Source organism: Synechocystis salina LEGE 00031 (genome assembly GCF_015207985.1).
GTDB lineage: Bacteria > Cyanobacteriota > Cyanobacteriia > Cyanobacteriales > Microcystaceae > Synechocystis > Synechocystis salina.
Window position 1 is genome coordinate 84,483 of the sequence record NZ_JADEVV010000007.1, and the last position, 20,054, is coordinate 104,536.

General features: G+C 48.1%; 24 protein-coding genes. 15 read left to right on the plus strand and 9 right to left on the minus strand.

All coding sequences use genetic code 11. The features are described 5' to 3' along the window. Window positions 1-11: 11 nt before the first annotated feature. The gene (locus IQ217_RS03900) at window positions 12-1,508 is read left to right on the plus strand and encodes a SulP family inorganic anion transporter (RefSeq protein WP_194018977.1); all 1,497 of its coding nucleotides are present in this window, start codon (window positions 12-14) and stop codon (window positions 1,506-1,508) included. Between the two features lie 99 nt (window positions 1,509-1,607). Continuing rightward, window positions 1,608-2,471 (plus strand): universal stress protein, encoded by an 864-nt coding sequence (locus IQ217_RS03905; protein WP_194018978.1) that lies wholly within the window; start codon window positions 1,608-1,610, stop codon window positions 2,469-2,471. Here the strand turns inward: IQ217_RS03905 and IQ217_RS03910 are convergent. Next, window positions 2,457-3,461, minus strand: coding sequence for an NAD(P)/FAD-dependent oxidoreductase (locus tag IQ217_RS03910; protein ID WP_194018979.1), 1,005 nt, complete (start codon window positions 3,459-3,461; stop codon window positions 2,457-2,459). The two genes, IQ217_RS03905 and IQ217_RS03910, sit on opposite strands and share 15 nt — an antisense overlap. 153 nt (window positions 3,462-3,614) lie before the next feature. Between IQ217_RS03910 and IQ217_RS03915 the strand changes: the two genes are divergently transcribed. From IQ217_RS03915 to IQ217_RS03945, 7 genes are all read left to right on the plus strand, one after another. Then, a complete protein-coding gene (locus tag IQ217_RS03915; protein ID WP_194018980.1) occupies window positions 3,615-4,151 on the plus strand; it encodes an SH3 domain-containing protein in 537 nt (178 codons plus the stop codon). Between the two features lie 129 nt (window positions 4,152-4,280). Then, window positions 4,281-4,544, plus strand: a complete 264-nt coding sequence (locus tag IQ217_RS03920; protein ID WP_199309817.1) for a DUF6761 family protein — start codon at window positions 4,281-4,283, stop codon at window positions 4,542-4,544. A gap of 176 nt (window positions 4,545-4,720) precedes the next feature. Continuing rightward, window positions 4,721-6,448 (plus strand): succinate dehydrogenase/fumarate reductase flavoprotein subunit, encoded by a 1,728-nt coding sequence (locus tag IQ217_RS03925; RefSeq protein WP_194018981.1) that lies wholly within the window; start codon window positions 4,721-4,723, stop codon window positions 6,446-6,448. Window positions 6,449-6,582: 134 nt separating this feature from the next. Beyond that, window positions 6,583-6,750, plus strand: a complete 168-nt coding sequence (locus tag IQ217_RS03930; protein WP_190599421.1) for a PCP reductase family protein — start codon at window positions 6,583-6,585, stop codon at window positions 6,748-6,750. A 51-nt stretch (window positions 6,751-6,801) separates the two neighbouring features. Next, a complete protein-coding gene (locus IQ217_RS03935; RefSeq protein ID WP_194018982.1) occupies window positions 6,802-7,146 on the plus strand; it encodes a histidine triad nucleotide-binding protein in 345 nt (114 codons plus the stop codon). 45 nt (window positions 7,147-7,191) lie between these two features. Next, the gene (locus tag IQ217_RS03940; RefSeq protein ID WP_194018983.1) at window positions 7,192-8,073 is read left to right on the plus strand and encodes an alpha/beta fold hydrolase; all 882 of its coding nucleotides are present in this window, start codon (window positions 7,192-7,194) and stop codon (window positions 8,071-8,073) included. A 36-nt stretch (window positions 8,074-8,109) separates the two neighbouring features. Then, window positions 8,110-8,652 (plus strand): DUF192 domain-containing protein, encoded by a 543-nt coding sequence (locus IQ217_RS03945; protein WP_194018984.1) that lies wholly within the window; start codon window positions 8,110-8,112, stop codon window positions 8,650-8,652. A 71-nt stretch (window positions 8,653-8,723) separates the two neighbouring features. On the opposite strand, the gene IQ217_RS03950 is transcribed toward IQ217_RS03945, so the two are convergent. The 3 genes from IQ217_RS03950 to IQ217_RS03960 form a co-directional block, all read right to left on the minus strand. Next, window positions 8,724-8,900, minus strand: a complete 177-nt coding sequence (locus tag IQ217_RS03950; protein ID WP_190599425.1) for a (2Fe-2S)-binding protein — start codon at window positions 8,898-8,900, stop codon at window positions 8,724-8,726. 618 nt (window positions 8,901-9,518) lie between these two features. Then, complete coding sequence (locus IQ217_RS03955) at window positions 9,519-10,961, minus strand: hypothetical protein (protein WP_194018985.1); 1,443 nt, start codon at window positions 10,959-10,961, stop codon at window positions 9,519-9,521. Between the two features lie 35 nt (window positions 10,962-10,996). Further along, window positions 10,997-11,425 carry a GtrA family protein gene (locus IQ217_RS03960; protein WP_190599427.1) on the minus strand — a complete coding sequence of 143 codons (429 nt, stop codon included), beginning with the start codon at window positions 11,423-11,425 and terminating at the stop codon, window positions 10,997-10,999. 152 nt (window positions 11,426-11,577) lie between these two features. Here IQ217_RS03960 and IQ217_RS03965 point away from each other — a divergent pair, with 152 nt between their 5' ends. Beyond that, on the plus strand, window positions 11,578-12,948 hold the full coding sequence (locus tag IQ217_RS03965; protein WP_194018986.1) for a cytosine deaminase: 1,371 nt from the start codon (window positions 11,578-11,580) through the stop codon (window positions 12,946-12,948). A gap of 21 nt (window positions 12,949-12,969) precedes the next feature. Here IQ217_RS03965 and mazF read toward each other — a convergent pair whose 3' ends face one another. The 3 genes from mazF to IQ217_RS03980 form a co-directional block, all read right to left on the minus strand. After that, complete coding sequence (gene mazF / locus IQ217_RS03970; RefSeq protein ID WP_190599429.1) at window positions 12,970-13,317, minus strand: type II toxin-antitoxin system toxin ribonuclease MazF; 348 nt, start codon at window positions 13,315-13,317, stop codon at window positions 12,970-12,972. Then, on the minus strand, window positions 13,314-13,580 hold the full coding sequence (mazE, locus tag IQ217_RS03975; protein ID WP_190599430.1) for a type II toxin-antitoxin system antitoxin MazE: 267 nt from the start codon (window positions 13,578-13,580) through the stop codon (window positions 13,314-13,316). The genes mazF and mazE overlap by 4 nt, the downstream gene beginning before the upstream one ends. 501 nt (window positions 13,581-14,081) lie before the next feature. Continuing rightward, entirely contained in the window at window positions 14,082-14,972 is an 891-nt protein-coding gene (locus tag IQ217_RS03980; protein WP_194018987.1) for an alpha/beta fold hydrolase, read from the minus strand. Between the two features lie 6 nt (window positions 14,973-14,978). Here IQ217_RS03980 and IQ217_RS18795 point away from each other — a divergent pair, with 6 nt between their 5' ends. The 4 genes from IQ217_RS18795 to IQ217_RS04000 all read left to right on the plus strand — a co-directional run bounded on the left by IQ217_RS18795 (window position 14,979) and on the right by IQ217_RS04000 (window position 17,329). Next, the gene (locus IQ217_RS18795; protein WP_228023917.1) at window positions 14,979-15,284 is read left to right on the plus strand and encodes a hypothetical protein; all 306 of its coding nucleotides are present in this window, start codon (window positions 14,979-14,981) and stop codon (window positions 15,282-15,284) included. A 111-nt stretch (window positions 15,285-15,395) separates the two neighbouring features. Beyond that, window positions 15,396-15,659, plus strand: a complete 264-nt coding sequence (grxC, locus tag IQ217_RS03990) for a glutaredoxin 3 (protein WP_190599433.1) — start codon at window positions 15,396-15,398, stop codon at window positions 15,657-15,659. A 79-nt stretch (window positions 15,660-15,738) separates the two neighbouring features. After that, window positions 15,739-16,701, plus strand: coding sequence for a glutathione synthase (gshB, locus tag IQ217_RS03995; RefSeq protein ID WP_194018988.1), 963 nt, complete (start codon window positions 15,739-15,741; stop codon window positions 16,699-16,701). A 364-nt stretch (window positions 16,702-17,065) separates the two neighbouring features. Continuing rightward, window positions 17,066-17,329 carry a hypothetical protein gene (locus IQ217_RS04000; protein WP_190599435.1) on the plus strand — a complete coding sequence of 88 codons (264 nt, stop codon included), beginning with the start codon at window positions 17,066-17,068 and terminating at the stop codon, window positions 17,327-17,329. An 84-nt stretch (window positions 17,330-17,413) separates the two neighbouring features. On the opposite strand, the gene menB is transcribed toward IQ217_RS04000, so the two are convergent. Together menB and IQ217_RS04010 are read right to left on the minus strand one after the other, a co-directional pair. Further along, a complete protein-coding gene (gene menB / locus IQ217_RS04005; protein WP_194018989.1) occupies window positions 17,414-18,241 on the minus strand; it encodes a 1,4-dihydroxy-2-naphthoyl-CoA synthase in 828 nt (275 codons plus the stop codon). Between the two features lie 150 nt (window positions 18,242-18,391). After that, on the minus strand, window positions 18,392-18,775 hold the full coding sequence (locus tag IQ217_RS04010; RefSeq protein WP_194018990.1) for a zinc-ribbon domain containing protein: 384 nt from the start codon (window positions 18,773-18,775) through the stop codon (window positions 18,392-18,394). Between the two features lie 119 nt (window positions 18,776-18,894). Between IQ217_RS04010 and pntA the strand changes: the two genes are divergently transcribed. After that, a partial coding sequence (gene pntA, locus IQ217_RS04015) for a Re/Si-specific NAD(P)(+) transhydrogenase subunit alpha (protein ID WP_194018991.1) occupies window positions 18,895-20,054 on the plus strand: 1,160 nt, incomplete at its 3' end.

Below are 20,054 nucleotides of genomic sequence, written 5' to 3' on the forward strand. Positions count from 1 at the left end.
AGACCGAAATAATGATCAATTGGACAATATTAAAGCGGGAGTGGTTTCGCAATACGAAGGAAGATTTATTAGCCGGGGCTGTGGTGGGTTTGGCCCTCATTCCCGAGGCGATCGCCTTTTCGATTATTGCTGGGGTTGACCCCAAGGTGGGACTCTATGCTTCCTTCACCATTGCCATCTTGACGGCCTTTTTCGGTGGGCGATCGGGCTCTATTTCCGCCGCGACGGGGGCCATGGCCCTATTAATGGTGGATTTGGTCAAAGACCACGGTTTGCAATACCTGTTGGCTGCCACCGTACTGACGGGAATTTTCCAGGTATTGTTGGGGGTTTTCAAAGTTGCCAAGCAAATGCGCTATGTCCCCAGGGCGGTGGTGTTGGGTTACATCAATGCTTTGGCTGTGTTGATCTTTTTGGCTCAGCTACCCCAGCTAGACCCGACTAAGGTTAGTCAATATTGGTTAGTTTATCTAATCCTGGCCTGTTCCCTAGCAATTATTTATATTCTGCCCAGGTTTACCACGATTTTCCCTTCTCCATTGGTGGCTTTATTTGTGATGACCAATGCCACGATTTTCTTGCAATTAGATGTGCCCACCGTGGGAGATATGGGGGAGTTACCTGGAAGTTTACCAATTTTTTTACTACCCCAAATTCCCCTTAACTTTGAAACTTTACAAATTATTCTGCCTTACTCCCTCACTCTGGCAATCGTTGGGTTGCTCGCCTCCTTTTTAACTGCATCTTTAGTGGATGAATTGACTGATACTCCCAGCGACAAAAACCGAGAAGCCAAAGGACAAGGCATTGCCAATATTGTCACTGGCTTTTTTGGTGGCATGGCGGGCTGTGGCATGATTGGCCAATCAGTCATCAATGTGCAATCCGGCGGCCGGGGCCGGTTATCCACCTTTGCGGCGGGAATTTTTCTCCTAATTGCCATTTTGGGATTAAAAAACTGGGTGCAACAAATGCCCATGGCAACCTTAGTAGCTGTGATGATTATGGTTTCCATTGGAACTTTTCGTTGGTCTTCCCTGCGGGACTTTCGCAAAATTCCCCAGAGCGAAAACATTGTTATGTTTACCACCATGGGGCTAATTATTATCACCCGTAACTTTGCCCTAGGGGTGGCGGCGGGCATTATTATGAGCACGATCTTTTTTACCCGTAAAATTGCCCAACTTGTTTTTGTGGATAGGGTTTTAACAGAGGACGAAAACCATCGTATTTATCATGTCTCTGGTCAAATTTTCTTCGTTTCCAAAGAAGAGTTTCTTGAAGCCTTTGATTTTGACGAATTGGTAGACCGGGTTACTATCAATTTAACCCATGCCCATCTTTGGGACCAAGGGGCAGTGGGCACAGTGGAGCAAATTATGACTAAGTTCCGGCGCAATGGCATTGATGTGGAATTGGTGGGCTTAAACGAAGCTAGTGCGACCCTTTGGCAAAAGTTGACCAAGGAACCGGAACTAAAACTTATCAATTCTTCTGCTAAAAATTAAGACTTAGTATCGGTACTTAACTAGGACGAAATTGGGAGAAGTGGCCATGCTTTTTTATAACTTACATATCACTAATTATTTTTTGGGAATGCTACCATTGTGAAAAATATTTTACTCTGCACTGATGGATCGGATTTCGCCCAGCAAAGTTATCCCTATGCCGCTTGGTTGGCCAGTAAATTAGGTGGCAATATCAAGGTTTTATACGTCACTGATATTCGGGCTCAAAAAGCAGTGGAATCGGTCAACTTAAGTGGCAGTATTGGCTTAGGAACTTCTGAAGAATTATTAAAACAATTGGTGGATTTAGAACATACTAAAGCCAAGCTTAATCACCAAAAGGCGAAACTGCTCCTGGCAACGGCGAAAAATGCCCTCCAGCAAGTTGGCATAGAGTCAGTGCAGGTTATGCACAAAACAGGTTTTTTATTGGATTGTCTAGAAGATTTAAAGGGCGATTTTGATGTAATTATCCTTGGTAAAAGAGGGGAAACAGCTAAATTTGCCCAGGGTCATTTGGGAGCTAATATGGAAAGAATTATTCGCAGTATTCCCAAGCCCTGTTTGGTCACTCCAAAACAGTTTCAAACCATTACCAAAGTTCTTTTTGCCTATGACGGTAGCGCCAGTTGCCAAAAAATTCTGCAGTTTTTGACCATTTCCCCCCTATTAGCTGATTTACCGCTGCACATTGTCACCGTGGGCAAAACTAATCACGATACCCAGGCGATCGCCAATTTGGGTACAGCGGAAAAAGTCTTGGAAAGAGCTGGTTTTAAGCCCCAGGCGGAATTGTTGGTAGGACATGCGGAAGAAGCCATTGTTCGTTACCAGGAAGATAACGCCATTGATTTATTGTTAATGGGGGCCCATGGCCATAGCCGTATTCGCCATTTGGTCATCGGCAGTACCACCGCTCAAGTTCTACGCAAAACTTCCATTCCCGTTCTAACCTTTCGCTAGGGAATTCAACAAATGTTCGGCGATCGCCAATCCGGATAAGGCTGCCCCTTCCACTTTGCCACCATGGAAAGCATCTCCCCCAAAGTAAACTGGGCCAGGAAAATCCCCAAAGAGAAAAGGTTGATCCAGGGGATTTTGGGGATGGCTATAGCGCCAGAGATGTAAATGGGAATCCAACACCGCTGAGCCTAACCAGGGTTGGGCCGCTTCGGTCATTAACTGGATTACCTGGGCGGCATCGGTTTCTAAATGATGACGACTAAACTCCGGGCCCGCCTGCACCGTCACCCCGTAGCCTTGGGGAGAAATGCCCTTTTTCGTGCTGCAAGCCATCCAAGCTAAGGGTTCCCCCGATAACCAGAGACCACCGGGGTCAGGCACTAAACTGGGCTGTTCCAGCAGTAAAGACAAGCTAAAACAAGGGTCATAGGTCACGGCCTCCAAGGTTTGGTGGGCATAATCCGGCAACTTAATGGCCGAAGTCTCAAATAGGTCTAAGGTTTGGGGTAACGGCGCTGTCACCACCAGGCGATCGCCTTGGTAAACCTGTCCGGAATCACAATGAACTTGCCAAACATCATCTTGCCAGTGAAAAGAATTAACCCTTTCCTGATTAACCACCCTCAAATCCTGGGCGAGGTATTGGGCCAAACTACGATTACTTGGTTCCCCCCGATATAGCTTGACCCCCTGACTACGGATTGCGCCGGTTTCCGTACCCATGCCTTCTGCCCAAACCTTGACCACCCCGGCATTGAGCCAATCCTCTACCCAAGCAAGAAAGAGAGGATCTTGAGCCTTGAAGTACTGGGCCCCAAAATCAAAACAGCCCACTGCTTCTCCATGGCGTAATCTCCGGGAAGCTAATCTGCCCCCAACGCCCTTGCCCTTATCCAGCACTGTCACTTCTAAGCCCTGACGTTGAAGCACCACCGCCGCCATTAAACCGCAGAGACCACCACCCACAATAACCACGGATATTTGTTTCATTTCTGTTAACTTTTTGTTAATTTTGATTACCTAATTGTTTCATTTGTCGAACTAGTTAACCCTTTGGTAAGGCCGCAACAACTAGTCAACTATAATGTTAGATGGAAATCAAAATCTTTTCAGGATTTTTATCGAATTCAATGGTGACTCACCATGCAAGGTCCCATCAATGCCACAGCAAAAGTTGCTCCCCACCGTATCTTCAAACTCATTAACTTGATGGCAGTGTTTGGTCTGTTGGGGCAAGTTTTTTGCTTGCAGGGTCCTGCCTTAAGCCAAAATGCCCTCACTGTCTGTGGAGCGGAGACCGGAAGGGTTTATTTACGGAACCGTCCCAGTAATGCCAGCCAAAATGCCAACCGCACCCTTAGCAATGGCACCCCTGTGCAAGGATACGAATACCGCAACGGCTTTGTGTTTGTGGAAACTGCCGATGGTTCCTCCGGATGGGTCACAGAACGCTATCTCTGTGGCGGTTCCCCCGTTGGTGGCTCTCCGGCCTATATTTGCGGCGCTGAAACCGGACGGGTATATTTGCGCGCTCGCCCCAGTAATGCCAGCCAAAATGCCAACCGTACCCTGAGCAATGGCACTGCGGTTAGCACCGAAGGTTACAGTAACGGTTTTTTCTTGGTGGAAACCATGAATGGCATGAGGGGCTGGGTGACGGAACGTTATGTTTGCCCGTAAATAAAGACGGAGATTGGCGGTTGATGCTGACCATTGCTTAAACTAGCGGGGATCAACAAAACTTTCCAAAGGTATTCCCGTCTCGTTAGAATCAGAGATAATGCTTGAAATAGTCAGTGAATCATAACCATGTCCATAATGTTGCAAGACCCCCAACTCATTCGTTTTTATCAGAAGTTAACCGATGCGATGGTGGATTTATGGAACCGTAGCCGTTCGATGGAGGAAATCCGCCTCTATGTGGATGGGTTTATTGCCTGTCTGCGTTATAGCAATCAAATCGAACCCTACTTGATCCACCGTCTGGAGGAGGAAGTCTTTGCTTTTTTAAGAGACCCTTCCAACTTTAGTTACTCTGCTTTTGAAACGGAAAAAGACTACGACTATTTTTAAAAAAATTCGGTTAATTCGTTGATCAATTACTCGCCTAGATAGTCTGCAGTTAAAAATAGTTAGAAAAATATACACAAGTAGGACAAGCAAAAATTGATCAATCACCAAAAATGATTCAGCATTAGGAAAGGCAGGCCCAAGGGGATTGTCGTTGTTGCTTCTTTGAAGGTTTTTCCATGCTTGAACAGGACGTTGTCATCGTTGGTGGGGGTTTAGCCGGTTGTCGGGCAGCCCTGGAAATTAAGCGCCTGGCCCCCGATACCAAAGTGGCGATCGTGGCGAAAACCCATCCCATCCGTTCCCATTCTGTGGCAGCCCAGGGGGGCATTGCAGCCAGCCTGAAAAACGTCGATGCGGAGGACTCCTGGGAGGCCCATGCCTTTGACACGGTGAAGGGGTCGGATTATTTGGCGGATCAGGATGCGGTGGAAATTCTCACCAAGGAAGCACCGGAAGTAATTATCGAACTAGAACATTTGGGCGTTCTTTTTTCCCGCCTACCGGACGGCAAAATTGCCCAGCGGGCCTTTGGCGGCCACTCCCACAACCGCACTTGCTATGCCGCCGATAAAACCGGCCATGCCATTTTGCATGAATTGGTTAATAACCTGCGCCGCAATAAGGTGGAAATTTATGATGAGTGGTATGTGATGAAACTCATCTATGAAGATGGCCAGGCTAAGGGCCTAGTAATGTATGAAATTGCCACTGGCCGCATCGAAATTGTCCGGGCCAAGGCGGTGATGGTGGCCACGGGGGGCTACGGTCGGGTTTATAACACCACTTCCAATGACTACGCTTCCACTGGAGATGGTTTGGCCATGGCGGCGATCGCCGGAATACCGTTGGAAGATATGGAATTTGTCCAGTTCCATCCCACAGGGTTATATCCGGTGGGGGTACTGATTTCCGAGGCGGTGCGGGGAGAGGGGGCCTATTTAATTAATAGTGAGGGGCGACGGTTTATGGAAGACTATGCCCCCAGTCGCATGGAGTTGGCCCCCAGGGATATTACTTCCAGAGCGATTACCTTGGAAATCCGAGCGGGGCGGGGCGTGAATGCCGATGGCAGTGCTGGAGGGCCTTACGTGTACCTCGATCTGCGCCACATGGGGCGGGAGAAAATTATGAGCCGTATTCCTTTTTGTTGGGAAGAAGCTCATCGTTTAGTGGGCATTGACGCGGTGGAAGAACCAATGCCGGTGCGGCCGACGGTGCATTACTGCATGGGGGGCATTCCGGTAAATACCGATGGTCGGGTGAGGAAAAATGCCAACGAGTTAACAGAAGGATTTTTTGCGGCGGGGGAATGTGCCTGTGTTTCCGTCCATGGGGGCAATCGTTTGGGCAGTAACTCCCTCTTGGAATGTGTAGTTTATGGCCGTCGTACTGGTCGCAGCATTGCCAAATATGTCCAAGGGCGACCGCTCCCGACCATTGACGAAACCGTTTATAAAACCGAGGCCCAAACCCGCATTGAGCAACTTCTTAACCAGCAGGGTACGGTGCGTATCAGTGCCTTGCGCCAAGCTTTTCAGGATTGCATGACTAACCATTGCGGGGTTTTCCGTTCTGAATCCGTCATGGCGGAGGGATTGGCCCAGGTGCAAAATCTTAAGGCCCAATACGAGCAAATCTTTTTGGACGATAAACAGCCGCAATGGAATACGGAAATCATTGAAGCTTTGGAACTGCAAAGCATTATGGCGGTGGGGGAATTGATTTTAACTTCTGCCATTCAACGGCAGGAGAGTCGGGGTTCCCATGCCAGGGAAGATTTTTCCAGTCGGGACGATGAACAATTTCTACGCCACACTTTGGCTAGTTTTGACGGAGAAAAAATCAAAGTTGACTATATGCTGGTGGTGATTAATCGCTTTGAGCCCAAGGAGCGTAAATATTAGTTACTAACGGCCAAGATTAGGGCTAGTGCCAGATTGCACTTAAGTTTTACTGGGCATAGTCTTGGCCAAGCCTCTGGGTTAGAATGTGCCTGTCAAGTCGTCCTGAAGGGCGAAGTTTTAAACCCGTTTTTTCAATGAGTGATCCCATTATCTGGACTGACGAAGCTACCAGTCGTTTAAAGGAAATTCCCTTTTTCGTTCGTCCTGCCGCCCGCAAGAAAATAGAAAATTTTGCTAGGGAAGCGGGAATCACAGAGATAACGGAAGCCGTTTATGAACAGGCTAAACAAAAATTCAATTAGCTATGCCCTGGTAGTGGGTTAATCTGAATGGTGGCAGTTGAGGTTCAAACCATGGCAGAAGATACCATTTTTGGCAAAATTATTCGTCGGGAAATTCCAGCGGCAATCGTCTATGAAGATGACCTTTGTCTAGCTTTTAAGGACGTTAACCCCCAGGCTCCAGTCCATGTGCTCCTAATTCCCAAAAAGCCTCTGCCCCAATTGTCGGCGGCAACCCCGGAAGACCATGCCCTACTGGGACATCTTTTGCTGAAGGCGAAGGAAGTGGCGGCGGATTTAGGCATTGGCGATCAGTTTCGGCTGGTCATCAATAACGGGGCCGAAGTGGGACAAACTGTGTTCCATCTCCACCTCCATATCCTCGGCGATCGCCCTTTTAGCTGGCCTCCGGGCTAAAGGGTTATGATGGGAAAATAAGCTCACTTAACAATTCTTAACAAGATGCAGTCCTTTTCGCCCCAGATCACCGCACCAACGGGTAATTATTGGCAATGGCAAGGGCACCAAATTTACTATGTCCGGGCAGGACAACCCCAGCCGGATCGGCCCTCTTTACTGCTAGTGCACGGTTTTGGCGCCTCCACTGACCATTGGCGTAAAAACATTGAAGAACTCCAGGAGCAATTCCAGGTGTGGGCCATTGATCTGTTGGGCTTTGGGCGATCGGCTAAACCCGCCCAGGAATATAGTGGTCAACTGTGGGAACAACAGTTACTGGATTTTATTGACCAGGTGATTGGCGAAAAAACGGTGGTGGCGGGCAATTCCCTGGGGGGCTACGCTGCCCTCTGTACGGCGGCTAAAGGTGGCGACAAAATTGCTGGGGTGGTCTTGCTCAACAGCGCCGGGCCATTTGGGGATCAAATTAGTGAGCGCAGTATCAATTTGGCGCAAAAAATGATCCAAAGTTTGATGCTCCAGCCCCTACCCAGTTATTTGCTATTCCAATATTTGCGCCGCAAACCCACCATTCGGAAGACCCTACAAAAAGTTTACGTAGATCAAACGGCGGTGACCGATCGCCTGGTGGAAGAAATTTACCGTCCTTCCTGCGATGCGGGGGCAGCCCAGGTGTTTGCCTCAGTGTTCAAATCTCCCCAGGGGGAAATGGTGGACAAATTGCTGGCTAAGTTGCAAGCGCCCCTGTTGGTCATTTGGGGAGAGGGGGATCCCTGGATGCGGGTCAAGGAAAGAAGCATCAAGTTTCGGCAACATTATCCCCAGTTAACGGAACATTTTTTACCAGCAGGGCACTGTCCCCACGATGAAGATCCGTCCACCGTCAATCGGCTGATGCGGGATTGGTTAGCTACCATTGGTTAGTCCCCTATCCCTTGGGGTTGATCCCCATCGTTTGCCATGACCCCGTTGACTTTCCGTAACTTAGGTCAATCTAAAGCCCAATCTATTCTGCGGACTTTGGTAACCATTGGCTTTGGTGTTGGATTGGCAATGGGGACGGTGGGGTGTAGTCCTAGCTACTCTCGATCGCCGGTGGTGGAATCTTTGCCCCTGACGGCGCAGGTAACGATTGGCTCGGAAACAATTTTGCTAGAAGTGGCCACAACTCCCACCCAACAGGCCCAAGGTTTGATGTTTCGCACTGAATTAGCTGGCGATCGGGGAATGTTATTCACTTTCCCTGAGCCAAGAATTGCCCGTTTTTGGATGAAAAATACCTTGATTCCCTTGGATATGATCTTTCTGCGGGATGGGCAGATTAAACAAATTATTCCCAACGTGCCTCCCTGCAAAGCGGACCCCTGTCCCAACTACGGCCCCCTCGGCCAAGAGGTTAATCAGGTGCTGGAACTGAAGGCAGGAAGGGCTCAAGAACTGGGTTTGGAAGTTAACCAAGTACTGGAATTTCTGCCCTTATCTGGGGATGTACCCGTCAAATAGTTTGTAGATTGAAGCTTATCGTTAGTATTTGTATTTTTTCAACTTAATACTCAATTTATCCCGACTCCCACCTAAGCTAATTTCCTTCTGGCGATCGCCTCTAGCACCTGGCAAGCATGGCCCTGGCACACACCACAATCAGCCCCTACTCCCGTGGACTCGGACAATTCTTCCAGGGAGGTTATGCCCCGTTGAGCGGCGGCTTCAATTTCTTTATCGCTGATACCCCGGCAAACGCAGATGTACATAAGGGTTCTTCTGTGAACTGTTATAAGAGATTTAACAAAGACTATTGCAAATTATTTTCATTATGCCCCAAGAAGGCAGAAAAAACAATTTTTTGTTGGTTATTTTTCATAGATCGCAGAAAAATTTAAATTAAAACGTGGTATCCCTAGTTAAATTTATCTCTATGAATAGGAATATTTATGGCTTATAAGGCTTCATAATTAATTAAATTATTTGCAAATTTTTGCTGCGTTTCAAGTTCCCAGACTGGGTTTTTCCTTGATATAGCCCGCTCAAATTTCCAGGCTGAGTATCTTAAAATTCTCAAGAAGGATTTCCATTGCCCTCCCATTATGAAGAAAGGCTGCCTGCCAAAGCTTCAGAGCCCATTTCTAGGGAAAATACTAAACTTGCTCAATCCCTTGCCTGACAAGCATTTGGTCTGTGCAAGAGATTAGCCACGCCAAAATTATCGGGCGATCCAGAATCTGCTCTTTTTTTACGGTGTCCCCCAGGCAAATTCTTCAACCGTTGCAAATCATAACTTTCATGACTCAGTAACCCCGATGCCACTCAATATGCTGTAATACTTTTTAATTATACTTAACTAATCAACGACCTTCTGCTATTATTCATAATTAAAATTTTTCCAGAAGATGGCTAACAAAGAAAGGAATCACCTTAAATTGATTTTGATATAGCTCTACCAACGTGACCGGAGCTTCTGGTGGAATCATGCCGGACTGATACTGCAAAACAATTAGCAGATTCCAAAAAGCAAAAAGAGCTGTGACAAAAACTGCCCATTTCTGCCAGCGTTGACGGGGAAACTTCTGCCAAAAACTGGCAATCCCAAACACAAATAAAAAAGTGCAATTACTAAACATTCTCCCCCCCACACTAGCTCCCTGCCACCAGGACCACCAAGCGGCAATAAAATAAACTTGAGCTAGGAAAGTTACCAAAAAAATGGTGTTTAAACGGGGCAATAGTTGCCAACCCAGCACTAAGCCAACTACAGCTAGTAAGGTTATGGGATGCCAAATAAATAGGCCCCGATGACCGGAGAATAACACTTGCCAAAGGGATGGTTGCAACCAATTAAAGCTGCCCCCATGGCCTGTAGCTTGCCCCTCTTCTAAATAGGGAATGCGGTCAATGCCGCCATACTGCCAAAGATAAATTAATAGCTGGGGAATTTGCATTATTACCGCCACTGTCAGAATCACTAGCAGCGGTTGCCAAAATTTTACCTGAGTAATATTTCTAAAAATAGTTTGACTTCTTTTTCTCCAATTAATAGTTGTTAAATTATCTTCTTTTTCATTCGATAATTCCCCTTCAAAACCGATTGCCGCCACCAATATCGGTGCGATAAAAAACAGTACATCCTGGGGCCGTACCCAAGCGGCAAAGGCGATCACCAGCCCGAGAATAATTTGCCAACGGCCATTGGTTAACCAAGGTTTGGTGAATATGCCATATAAAAATAAGGCAATTAGGAAAGCAGAAACGGCGTGGGACATGGACACTTCTATGAATAGGTAGTAACTCAATGGTGAAGCAAACCAAACTCCTGTAACCGCCAATAAACAACTGAGATGGGAAAAATAACGCCGGGCGAATAAATAACTTAAAGCTAAACCAGCGATGCCTAAACCAACGCTTCCTAAACAGTAAAATAACTCGTATGGCCAGGACATACCATTGACGGGAATGGCGTTATTGAACTGATGTAAAATCAGAGCAACAAGATGGCCTAAGGCAAAGAACGGTAACAGAACAATGCCTAGCCCCACCGTGTATTTGCTGTATTCTGGAATGGGTCCAAATACCCGGGGACTGCTGTTGAATTGGCCTGCGGTTTCAGCGTAATAACTATATTCGTTATCTACCCTGAGGTTGCCATCAAATAATAAAGACCTCAAGGGGGTGTAATAGCCTAATCCATCACCGTACACCCCAAAGCCAGTGACAAAGAACTTGAGCAAAAAAATCCCTAAAGTAACAGCTATTGCAATTAAAAAGCAGTATTTAAGGTTTTTCTCGTCGTTAATGAAGTAAAAAATCTTACCTACCATTATCTATCCCTTCCATCACACCAATGGGTTCCAAATTAAGCTTTCTTTTTTGGTTTACGCCAGACCCAAAGAAAGTTGGTGGCCATACTCCAAAAAACGGTAATCATGGTGGCTACGATCGCCGCTATTTTATGATCCCAGCCCAGCTTATTGCCCAAAATCACAATAATTAGACTCCAGAGAAAAAAGCCACTAAAGTTGGCCACATGGTATTCCCAACAGCGTTGCCAAGAAAGGCTGGGATTACGAAAGACCCACAAGTCGATCGCCCCGTAACGAATGATGGTAATAACTTCAGCAGAGAGGACAGAAGCCCAGGTGAGGGTCATGCCGAGGGACACCTTAAACCAATCCAGCAGGACAACGTTAAAGACCATGGCGATAATGCCGATGATCCACCAGCGCACCATTGCATTCCGCCACAGGCGTTGTAGATAAATGGGCAAAGTTTCCCTGGTAATCATGGCAAAGTCAGTAAAGGGCAGATAATCCGGCTATTATACTGGTCAATGTTCTAGGAAAATTGGTATCTAATCTCAAACAGGAGCTGAATTTTTCCCTTGGAGGATAACGCAAAGCCCTGAGTTGATCCAACGGCAAACTAATTATTGTTTTTATGTCTTCCCCTCTGGTTTTCCCCAGTGACAGCCATTATTGGCTTGAAAATGCCCACATTCCCCCCAATTTAATCAAAACTAGGGTAAATTACCCCCAAGAAATTCATTTTCCTAGGCTCTGGGAAGATTTAGGACTTTATCATCTAGAAATTGCCGACGGCAAAATCAAAAATATTATTGCTGTTGGGCAGAGGGAAAACGTTAATGAAGTTATTAAAGATGACGCCATACCCAGGTTGAATCTGAAGCAAAGGATGATCCTGCCCTGTTTTGTGGATATGCATACCCACCTGGATAAGGGGCATATCTGGGGGCGATCGCCTAATGGGGATGGAACCTTTGCCGGGGCCATTGCCGGCACCGAACGGGATGCGGCCCACCATCAACAACCGGAGGATATTTACCGCAGAATGGAATTTGGTCTCCAGTGTAGCTACGCCCATGGCACAGTGGCGGTGCGGACTCATCTAGAATCGGCAGGGCAGAGGGGGCAAATGGTTTGGGAAGTTTTTCGTCAACTACGCCAGACCTGGGCCGATCGCCTGACTTTGCAGGGAGTAGCCATGGTAAGCACCGACTATTACCTCACTCCAGAGGCAGAAAAATTGGCCGATCAGATGGCGGAGTGGGGAGGGATTTTAGGGGGAGTGGCCTATGCTTGCCCCCAAGTGGAAGCCCAGTTGACGCGCCTATTTACCCTTGCCCAGGCCAGGAATTTAGCCATTGACCTCCACGTTGATGAAAATGGCGATCGCCGCTCTCGAGTGTTACATCAAGTAGCCGCCATCGCCTTAAAAGTTGGTTTCACCGGTCAAATTGTCTGTGGGCACTGTTGCAGTTTGGATGTGCAATCCCCCCAGCAAGTCCAGCAAACCTTGAATTTAGTCAAACAGGCCAATATTGCCATCATTAGTTTGCCCCTGTGCAACCTGTATCTCCAGGGCCGCGATCAGCCCCAGAAACCGGCCTGGCGGGGCATTACCAAAGTTCATGACATTCAAGCTCAGGGCATTCCCCTTGTATTTGCCAGTGATAATTGTCGAGATCCGTTTTTTCCCTTTGGTGACCATGATGGCCTGGAGGTATTGAACCAATCCGTACGCATTGGCCAATTGGATCCCCCCTACGGTCGTTGGTGTGCCACCGTCAATCGCACCCCGGCCCAATTAATGGACCTGGCAGACCAAGGTTGCCTTGCTGTGGATGGCCCAGCGGATTTTGTCATCTTTCCAGCCCGTTACTTCAGTGAGCTTTTCTCCCGCTCCCAAGGCGATCGCCTAGTAATACGCAGGGGAAAACCCACCCATCATCGCCCACCGGAATACCAAGAATTGGATGATTTGATGGGGTTTGGGGCAGTGGGGTCATAAAAACCCGATGAATTGATTAACTTAATTAAGCTTAAAAACGTGGGGAAAGGCGCTTTTAACCATCAAGCGGTCTTGCTTGGAGAGGGAACCAACGCAGTCAAGAATATACTTATGTTCCAGAGTAAACAGTTTCATTCTCACCACCGAAGGAGTGAATAAGCCCGCTGAACGGGTATCTTCAATGGGAGTATCGAGGGGCCAAGGCGCATTTTTAGCCGAAGTGATCATAGCCATAACACTGTGACCAATGCGGTTATTAAAAGCGGAGGCGTCGGACAAAATTAAAGCGGGGCGACGAATATCAGATTGCCTATCCGTGAAGGGAACTGGGACAATGACGACGTCAAATTGTTCGTAAATTGTGTTCATAGGTGTCGGTATGCAGAATTATCAGCTTCAGAATTCCATTCGGTCATAGTGTCGGCGGTGGCGGCCATATAGTCAGCCCCAGATTCCCCCACTTTGCCGGGGGCAGGGCCTTGGGCCCTCTCAGCTTGGGGAAGAACCATTCCCTGGGGAGCAACCAACACAATAACTTCTACGGAAGTACCAGCTGGACACGGCAAATCCTGGAGCAGGAGCGTGCCATCTTCTGTCAATGTCGTAGCTAGTTTGTAAGCATTGATAGACATTATGTAGCAGTGTGAAATGTGGACCCTTGGCAACCAAAAGAATTTTAAATTTTCAACATTATCTTAGGCAATGATGAACCAGTGCAAAATAGATACTGAAGAGAAAATAATCTTTGGTCGGATATAGGACATATTAGCAGAAAAGTAAACAATTCGTGGGGATAGTCACCTTTATAATTGTTTTTAACTTCGACAACCATAATTAGTCAGACCATGTATTGTCAATGTTTAGAAAACCTTTATTGCACAGGCTCTTCAACCCCAGACAACGAGCAAAGTATGTACTAGTAAAAATCATTACTTGAAGATGATAATTGGGGTGATAAGTTCACTTGTAAATTAATTTTGTTCCAAGTTTTGAACCAGCATGGGGCACCAACCAAAGTAAACGATAATACTCCTTTTCCATTCTTTCCTAAAGAAAATCCCCCCGGCTGGATGCAGTTATCCTTTATTGATCTCAATTCTAAAAACCAGGGAGTAGATCTTAGATCTTGGTGGTCATAGACAAAATTGTCTGAGGGCAGCGGCGGTAGCTTCCGGTTGTTCCAAGTGAGGCACATGGCCACAGGCATCAAGCCAGAGTAGTTGGCTCTGGGGCAACAGGCGACGGAATTGTTCCGGGGCTTTAGTGCCTAAAATTTTGTCTTGTTTACCCCAAATAATCAGACTCGGTGAGGTAATTTGCCCCAACTGCTGGGAAAAGGAGCCATAGCCACCGCTTTTGGTGAAGGCAATCAGTCCCTCACTCCAACCGGCACAGGCTAAATGGGCTTCTGCACAGCGGCGAGCATCCTCACTGGCCAAACTCCGGTCGTAATAGGCGGCCTGGCCAATGCTTTGTCGCACCTTAGGATTGGCCAAAAATTTAGTTAACCAGCGATCCACCGGTGGAAACATTAACCGACTGGCAAAGGGTTGCTTGGCTAGACCAGCACTATCTATTAGCACTAGTTTTTTGACCCGTTCGGGAAAGCTGAGGCAAAAATCTAGGGCCACTGCTCCCCCCATGGATACCCCCACTAAGGTAATGGGTTCTTGAATAATTTTTTGCCAAAAATGGTCTAGGTGAATTTTGATGTTGGCTGGGGTGGGCGCTAATGTTTTAGATCTAGTTGTGAAGCCAAATCCCAACAGATCAACGGCGATCGCCCGAAAATCTTTTTTTATTAGGGGTAGTAGGCGGCGAAATTCCAACACCGAACTGTCAAAGCCATGGAGAAAAACCATGGGTTCCCCCTGCCCTTGATCGATAAAGTTGGTATCCACCGCTATGGCACTGGACTGACTGGGGCCGGAGATGGTAACAGAAACCTGTTGCATTTGTCGCCAACATTCCCAGGACGTTGCTTCGGTAAATGCCGGTACGGGGAGGGTTAAGGAAGAAATCATAGTCAAATGGTGCTGGCCAAAAGTGGCGATCGGTGGTTAGGGATGAACAAGTCTGCTCCAAAACCCTCTGGGGAACCCGTGGTAGGATCAGGCGAAAATGATCTCTCCAGAAAAATTGGGGCGGAGCTCACTATGGATTCAGGCAAAATTGTGGCCATTGTCACCGGTGCCATCTCGATTATTTTAGCTGTGGCCTATCTGGTTTTAGTACAAATTCTCGACTTTCGCGGGGAAATGGTGCCAGCGCCAATGGAGACCATGGGTCTGCTTTCCCACATTGCGGCGATCGCCAACGGCCCATTGTTACCTTGATGTTGAGCATAGCCCATGGGAGTCAGTCAATTATTGCTTGTCGCTCCCCACTAACCACGAACGGGGTCAGCTATAATCAGAACTGTACAAATCTTTACATTAAGCATGGCCATGGCTGTTTCGGCAAAAGTTGAAATTTATACATGGAGCACCTGCCCCTTTTGCATGAGAGCCCTGGCGCTATTGAAACGCAAAGGGGTAGAGTTTCAAGAATATTGCATTGACGGCGATAACGAAGCGAGAGAGGCCATGGCAGAGAGGGCCAACGGTAGAAGGAGCTTGCCCCAAATTTTTATTGACGACCAACACATTGGCGGCTGTGATGATATCTATGCCCTGGAAAGTGCCGGCAAATTAGACCCCCTGCTCCAATAGTTGGGCGAGCCAATCTTTATTTGTACTATTTGACTTTAATCATTACGGCTTCTGCCCCCATCCCAAGGATATTTCCACTGTGAAACTGGCTTTTATTGTCGATCCCCTAGAAAAACTCGATCCGGGCCATGATTCCACCGTGGCCATGATGGAGGCGGCCCAAAAATTGGGTCATGAAGTCTTCGTCACATCAGTGGGAGATTTGGCAGTTATCAATGGCCAGGCCTGGGCTAAGTTGGCGGCGGTCCGTCTTCAGCCGGTGAGTTTGGTGGATGGCCACTGGCAAGTCTTCCAACCTTGGTACGAAGTGTCTGATTCCCAGTGGATGGACCTGACCGCATGCCAAGCGGTGTTTATGCGTAAGGATCCCCCGGTAACAGTCCAGTACCTTTATGCCACTTTTATTTTGGAATTACTGGCCCCTACTGAAACCATGGTGATCAATTCTCCCCAGGGACTAAGGGAAGCCAACGAAAAAATGTACACCCTGCAATTTGCGGCGGTGATGCCCCCCACAGTAGTTAGTTTGGACAAGGGTCTGATCCGTCAATTTTTGGAAGAGCAGGGGGCGGCGGTGTTAAAACCCTTGGGCGGTAAGGCTGGGGAGGGAATTTTATTCCTAGATCCTGGCGATCGTAACTTTAACTCCCTGGTGGAAATTAGTACTCAACAGGGTAGGGAACCGGTAATGGTGCAACGTTTTTTACCTGCTGCCAAGGACGGTGATAAACGGATTATCTTGCTGGATGGTGATCCCATTGGTGCCGTCAATCGCATTCCCAGTGGGGCGGAATTCCGAGGCAATATGGCAGTCGGTGGTCGAGTTGCCCCCACCACCATTACCCCCAGGGAAGCAGAAATTTGCGCTTTACTAAAACCCAAATTGCAGGCCGACGGTCTATATCTTGTCGGCATTGATGTTATCGGAGGATACCTAACAGAAGTTAATGTTACGAGTCCTACGGGAATCCGGGAGATCGACCGCCTCGAAGGAGTGTGCCTGGGGGAAAAGGTAATTTACTGGTTAGAAAAGCAATTTTAGCCTGGGATCGAGATAGCTCAATCTCAGTAAGTTTGATTAAAAAAAGATTATTGGTTGGGCAACCAGTCATTTTAGTCTTGTTTTTTCTTGATCCCCGTCTTTTTTTGTTCCATCCTATTTGATTATTTAAAGATTTTGTTACCCGCTAAGGCTGGGCACTGCGCCAAACGTATCGATTTGTAAAACGAATATTAAGACAACCTGAAGAGAATTTGCTCCCATTGGGCAGGTAAACGCAGACAGGGTAACAGTTTAATCGAGATCTGCCCCCTCGGTTGAATAGGGCAAAATATAAACATCTAGAAAGTTCGAGCTGATATTTTTCAAACACTTTAATAACTGCCTAATTTCCCCACGCACCCCCATGAAAACTGCCAATTTTGTCACTTCTTCCTGCCGCTATTGCCGTTACTACCAAGCTGAAGGTAGGCGGGGCGGCATTTGTAACCAACTCAATGTGCCAGTACAGGCCCAATGGAAAGCTTGTGCTCTGGCGGCAAGGCCCTTTGCTGGTTCTTGGGAAAACCTTGAAGATGTGGTTCATTTGGAGCATGCCTATGCCCTCACCACCAAGGACGATGCGGTGGAAGAGCCCTCAGAAACTATGATCACGGCCGAAGCGGCCTAGGCAAGACGTTTTTGGGTATGGCGGGGTTGGTTAGGACTTACTAGATAGCTTGGGACCGATGGCGCGGAACGTTCATTGTGGGAGTTAGGGCAACCAGGGATATTGGCTAAAATCAGGGGAGCGTTTTTCCAAAAAGGCTTGTTTGCCTTCACTACCCTCGGCGGTCATGTAATAAAGCAGGGTGGCATTGCCAGCTAGTTCTTGTAGCCCAGCTTGGCCGTCACAGTCAGCGTTGAAAGCGGCTTTGAGACAACGGATGGCCAAAGGACTTTTGCTCAGAATTTCCTTGGCCCATTGGACGCCTTCTTCCTCCAGGCGATCGACGGGGACAACGGTGTTGACCATGCCCATGCGTTCGGCTTCCTGGGCTGAGTATTGCCGACAGAGATACCAAATTTCCCTAGCTTTTTTTTGCCCGACAATACGAGCTAAGTAACTGGAACCAAAGCCTCCGTCAAAACTACCGACTTTCGGCCCAGTTTGGCCAAAAACAGCGTTATCCGCAGCAATGGTTAGGTCACACACCAGATGCAAAACGTGGCCACCGCCAATGGCATAGCCAGCTACTAGGGCGATGACAACCTTGGGCATGGAGCGAATTAACCGTTGCAAATCAAGCACGTTGAGGCGGGGAGTGCCTTGATCGTCGATATAACCCCCTTCCCCCCGGACAGATTGGTCACCACCGGAACAAAACGCATACTTGCCATCACTGTGGGGCCCAGATCCGGTTAGTAGCACTACACCAATGCGGCTATCTTCCCGGGCGTTACAAAACGCATCATAGAGTTCAAAAACGGTTTGGGGACGGAAGGCGTTGCGTTTATGGGGACGGTTGATGACAATTTTGGCGATGCCACCGGCTTTGTAATAGAGAATATCCTCGTAATTTTTTGCAACGTGCCAATCCATGGGTTCCCTCCTGAGCAATCCTTACCTATCTTACGGTTGCAGGGTGAAGGTTTCACTCTCCTTGTGCCCGATCGCCGTTGGATAGTAATAGGGAATCTGAAGCGACAATCAATATACCCCATGACCATTGCGCCCAATCCTAAAATCAGGCTAATCAAGTTTTTCCTTCAGGGCTAAGCCATTTTGGTGTACCTTTCTGGCCTCTGCTTTCCTTTGTTGTTCCACAGCTCGACAGGCTCGACAGAGTACGGCCTTGGAATTGATATTGCCCTTGGCCACTTCGTACCACCATTGCTGGGCCTCGGCCCTCCAGACCTCTTCTTTGCCGCACTGACGACATTGCACCAATTGGTCCACATAGAATCTGGGCATGGGTCCATAGGTGTTGTTATGGCTCAATGCCTGGGGATTGGCCATGATGGCTTCCGCCGGTGGGATAACGTTGGGATCACAGGGATTTATGGGGCCTCTTTGCTTAACTCGACGGAGTCTGGCGGCTTCCAATTTTTGCTTTTTTGCCTTACGCCTAGTCATGGCTAAAACTTGGTTGTCAAACAATCTTAACTGTTCAATTCTAAGAAATTGGCCCAAAACTTTGATGATCGCTTTAGTATGCAAGTTAGGAACCCAGTGTTTATTCCAATTTTTTTTCCATGACCATTGCCGCCCCAGCCACTGCTGTTGCTCCCCTTACTTCTGCCCCAGCCCCGAAAAAGATTGGGGTGCCCAGGGAGTGCTTTGACCAGGAATGTCGGGTGGCCATGACCCCTGACACCGCGAAAAAGCTACAAAAGTTGGGCTTTGACCTCCTGCTAGAAACGGGGGCCGGCAGTCGGGCTGATTTTGCTGATGCACTCTACGAAGCCCTCGGTTGTCAAATAGTTGGCGATCGCCAAACGTTATTTAACCAAGCGGATATTATTCTCAAGGTGCGTCCCCCTGCTCCGGAGGAAGTGGAAGAGTTGCCGGAGGGTAAAACCCTAATTAGTTTCATTTGGCCCGCCCAGAGTCCAGAACTGCTGGAGCAATTGGCCGCTAAAAATATCACCGTGCTAGCCATGGATGCGGTGCCCCGTATTAGCCGGGCCCAGAAGCTAGATGCCCTTAGTTCCATGGCCAACATTGCCGGTTATCGGGCTGTAATTGAAGCGGCTAATCGGTTTGGACGCTTTTTCACCGGGCAAATTACCGCGGCAGGGAAAGTTCCCCCGGCCAAAGTTCTAGTCATTGGGGCCGGGGTGGCCGGTCTAGCGGCGATCGGGGCGGCCAAAAGTTTAGGGGCGATCGTACGGGCCTTTGATACCCGCCCAGTGGTCAAAGAACAGGTGGAAAGTTTAGGCGGCGAGTTTCTTCTGCTGGACTTTAAGGAAGATGGCACGGGGCAGGGGGGTTACGCCAAGACCATGAGTGAAGAATTCATTGCGGCGGAAATGGCGTTATTTGCAGCCCAGGCCCAGGAGGTGGACATTATCATAACCACAGCGCTCATTCCCGGCCGTCCTGCTCCCAAGTTAATTACCGAAGCAATGGTGAAATCCATGCGGGCCGGTTCCGTCGTGGTAGATCTAGCGGCGGAGCAAGGAGGAAATTGTGAAGTTACTAAACCCGGTGAGGTTTACGATTACCAAGGCGTAACCATCATTGGCTACACCGATTTACCCAGTCGCATGGCCAGTCAATCCAGCCAACTGTATGGCACTAATCTTTGGCATTTGCTCAAGGACATGGGGGGCTCGGAAGACTTTAAGGTGGATGTGGAAGACGAGGTAATCCGGGGAGCTTTAGTCTCCCATGAAGGCAAAGTTACCTGGCC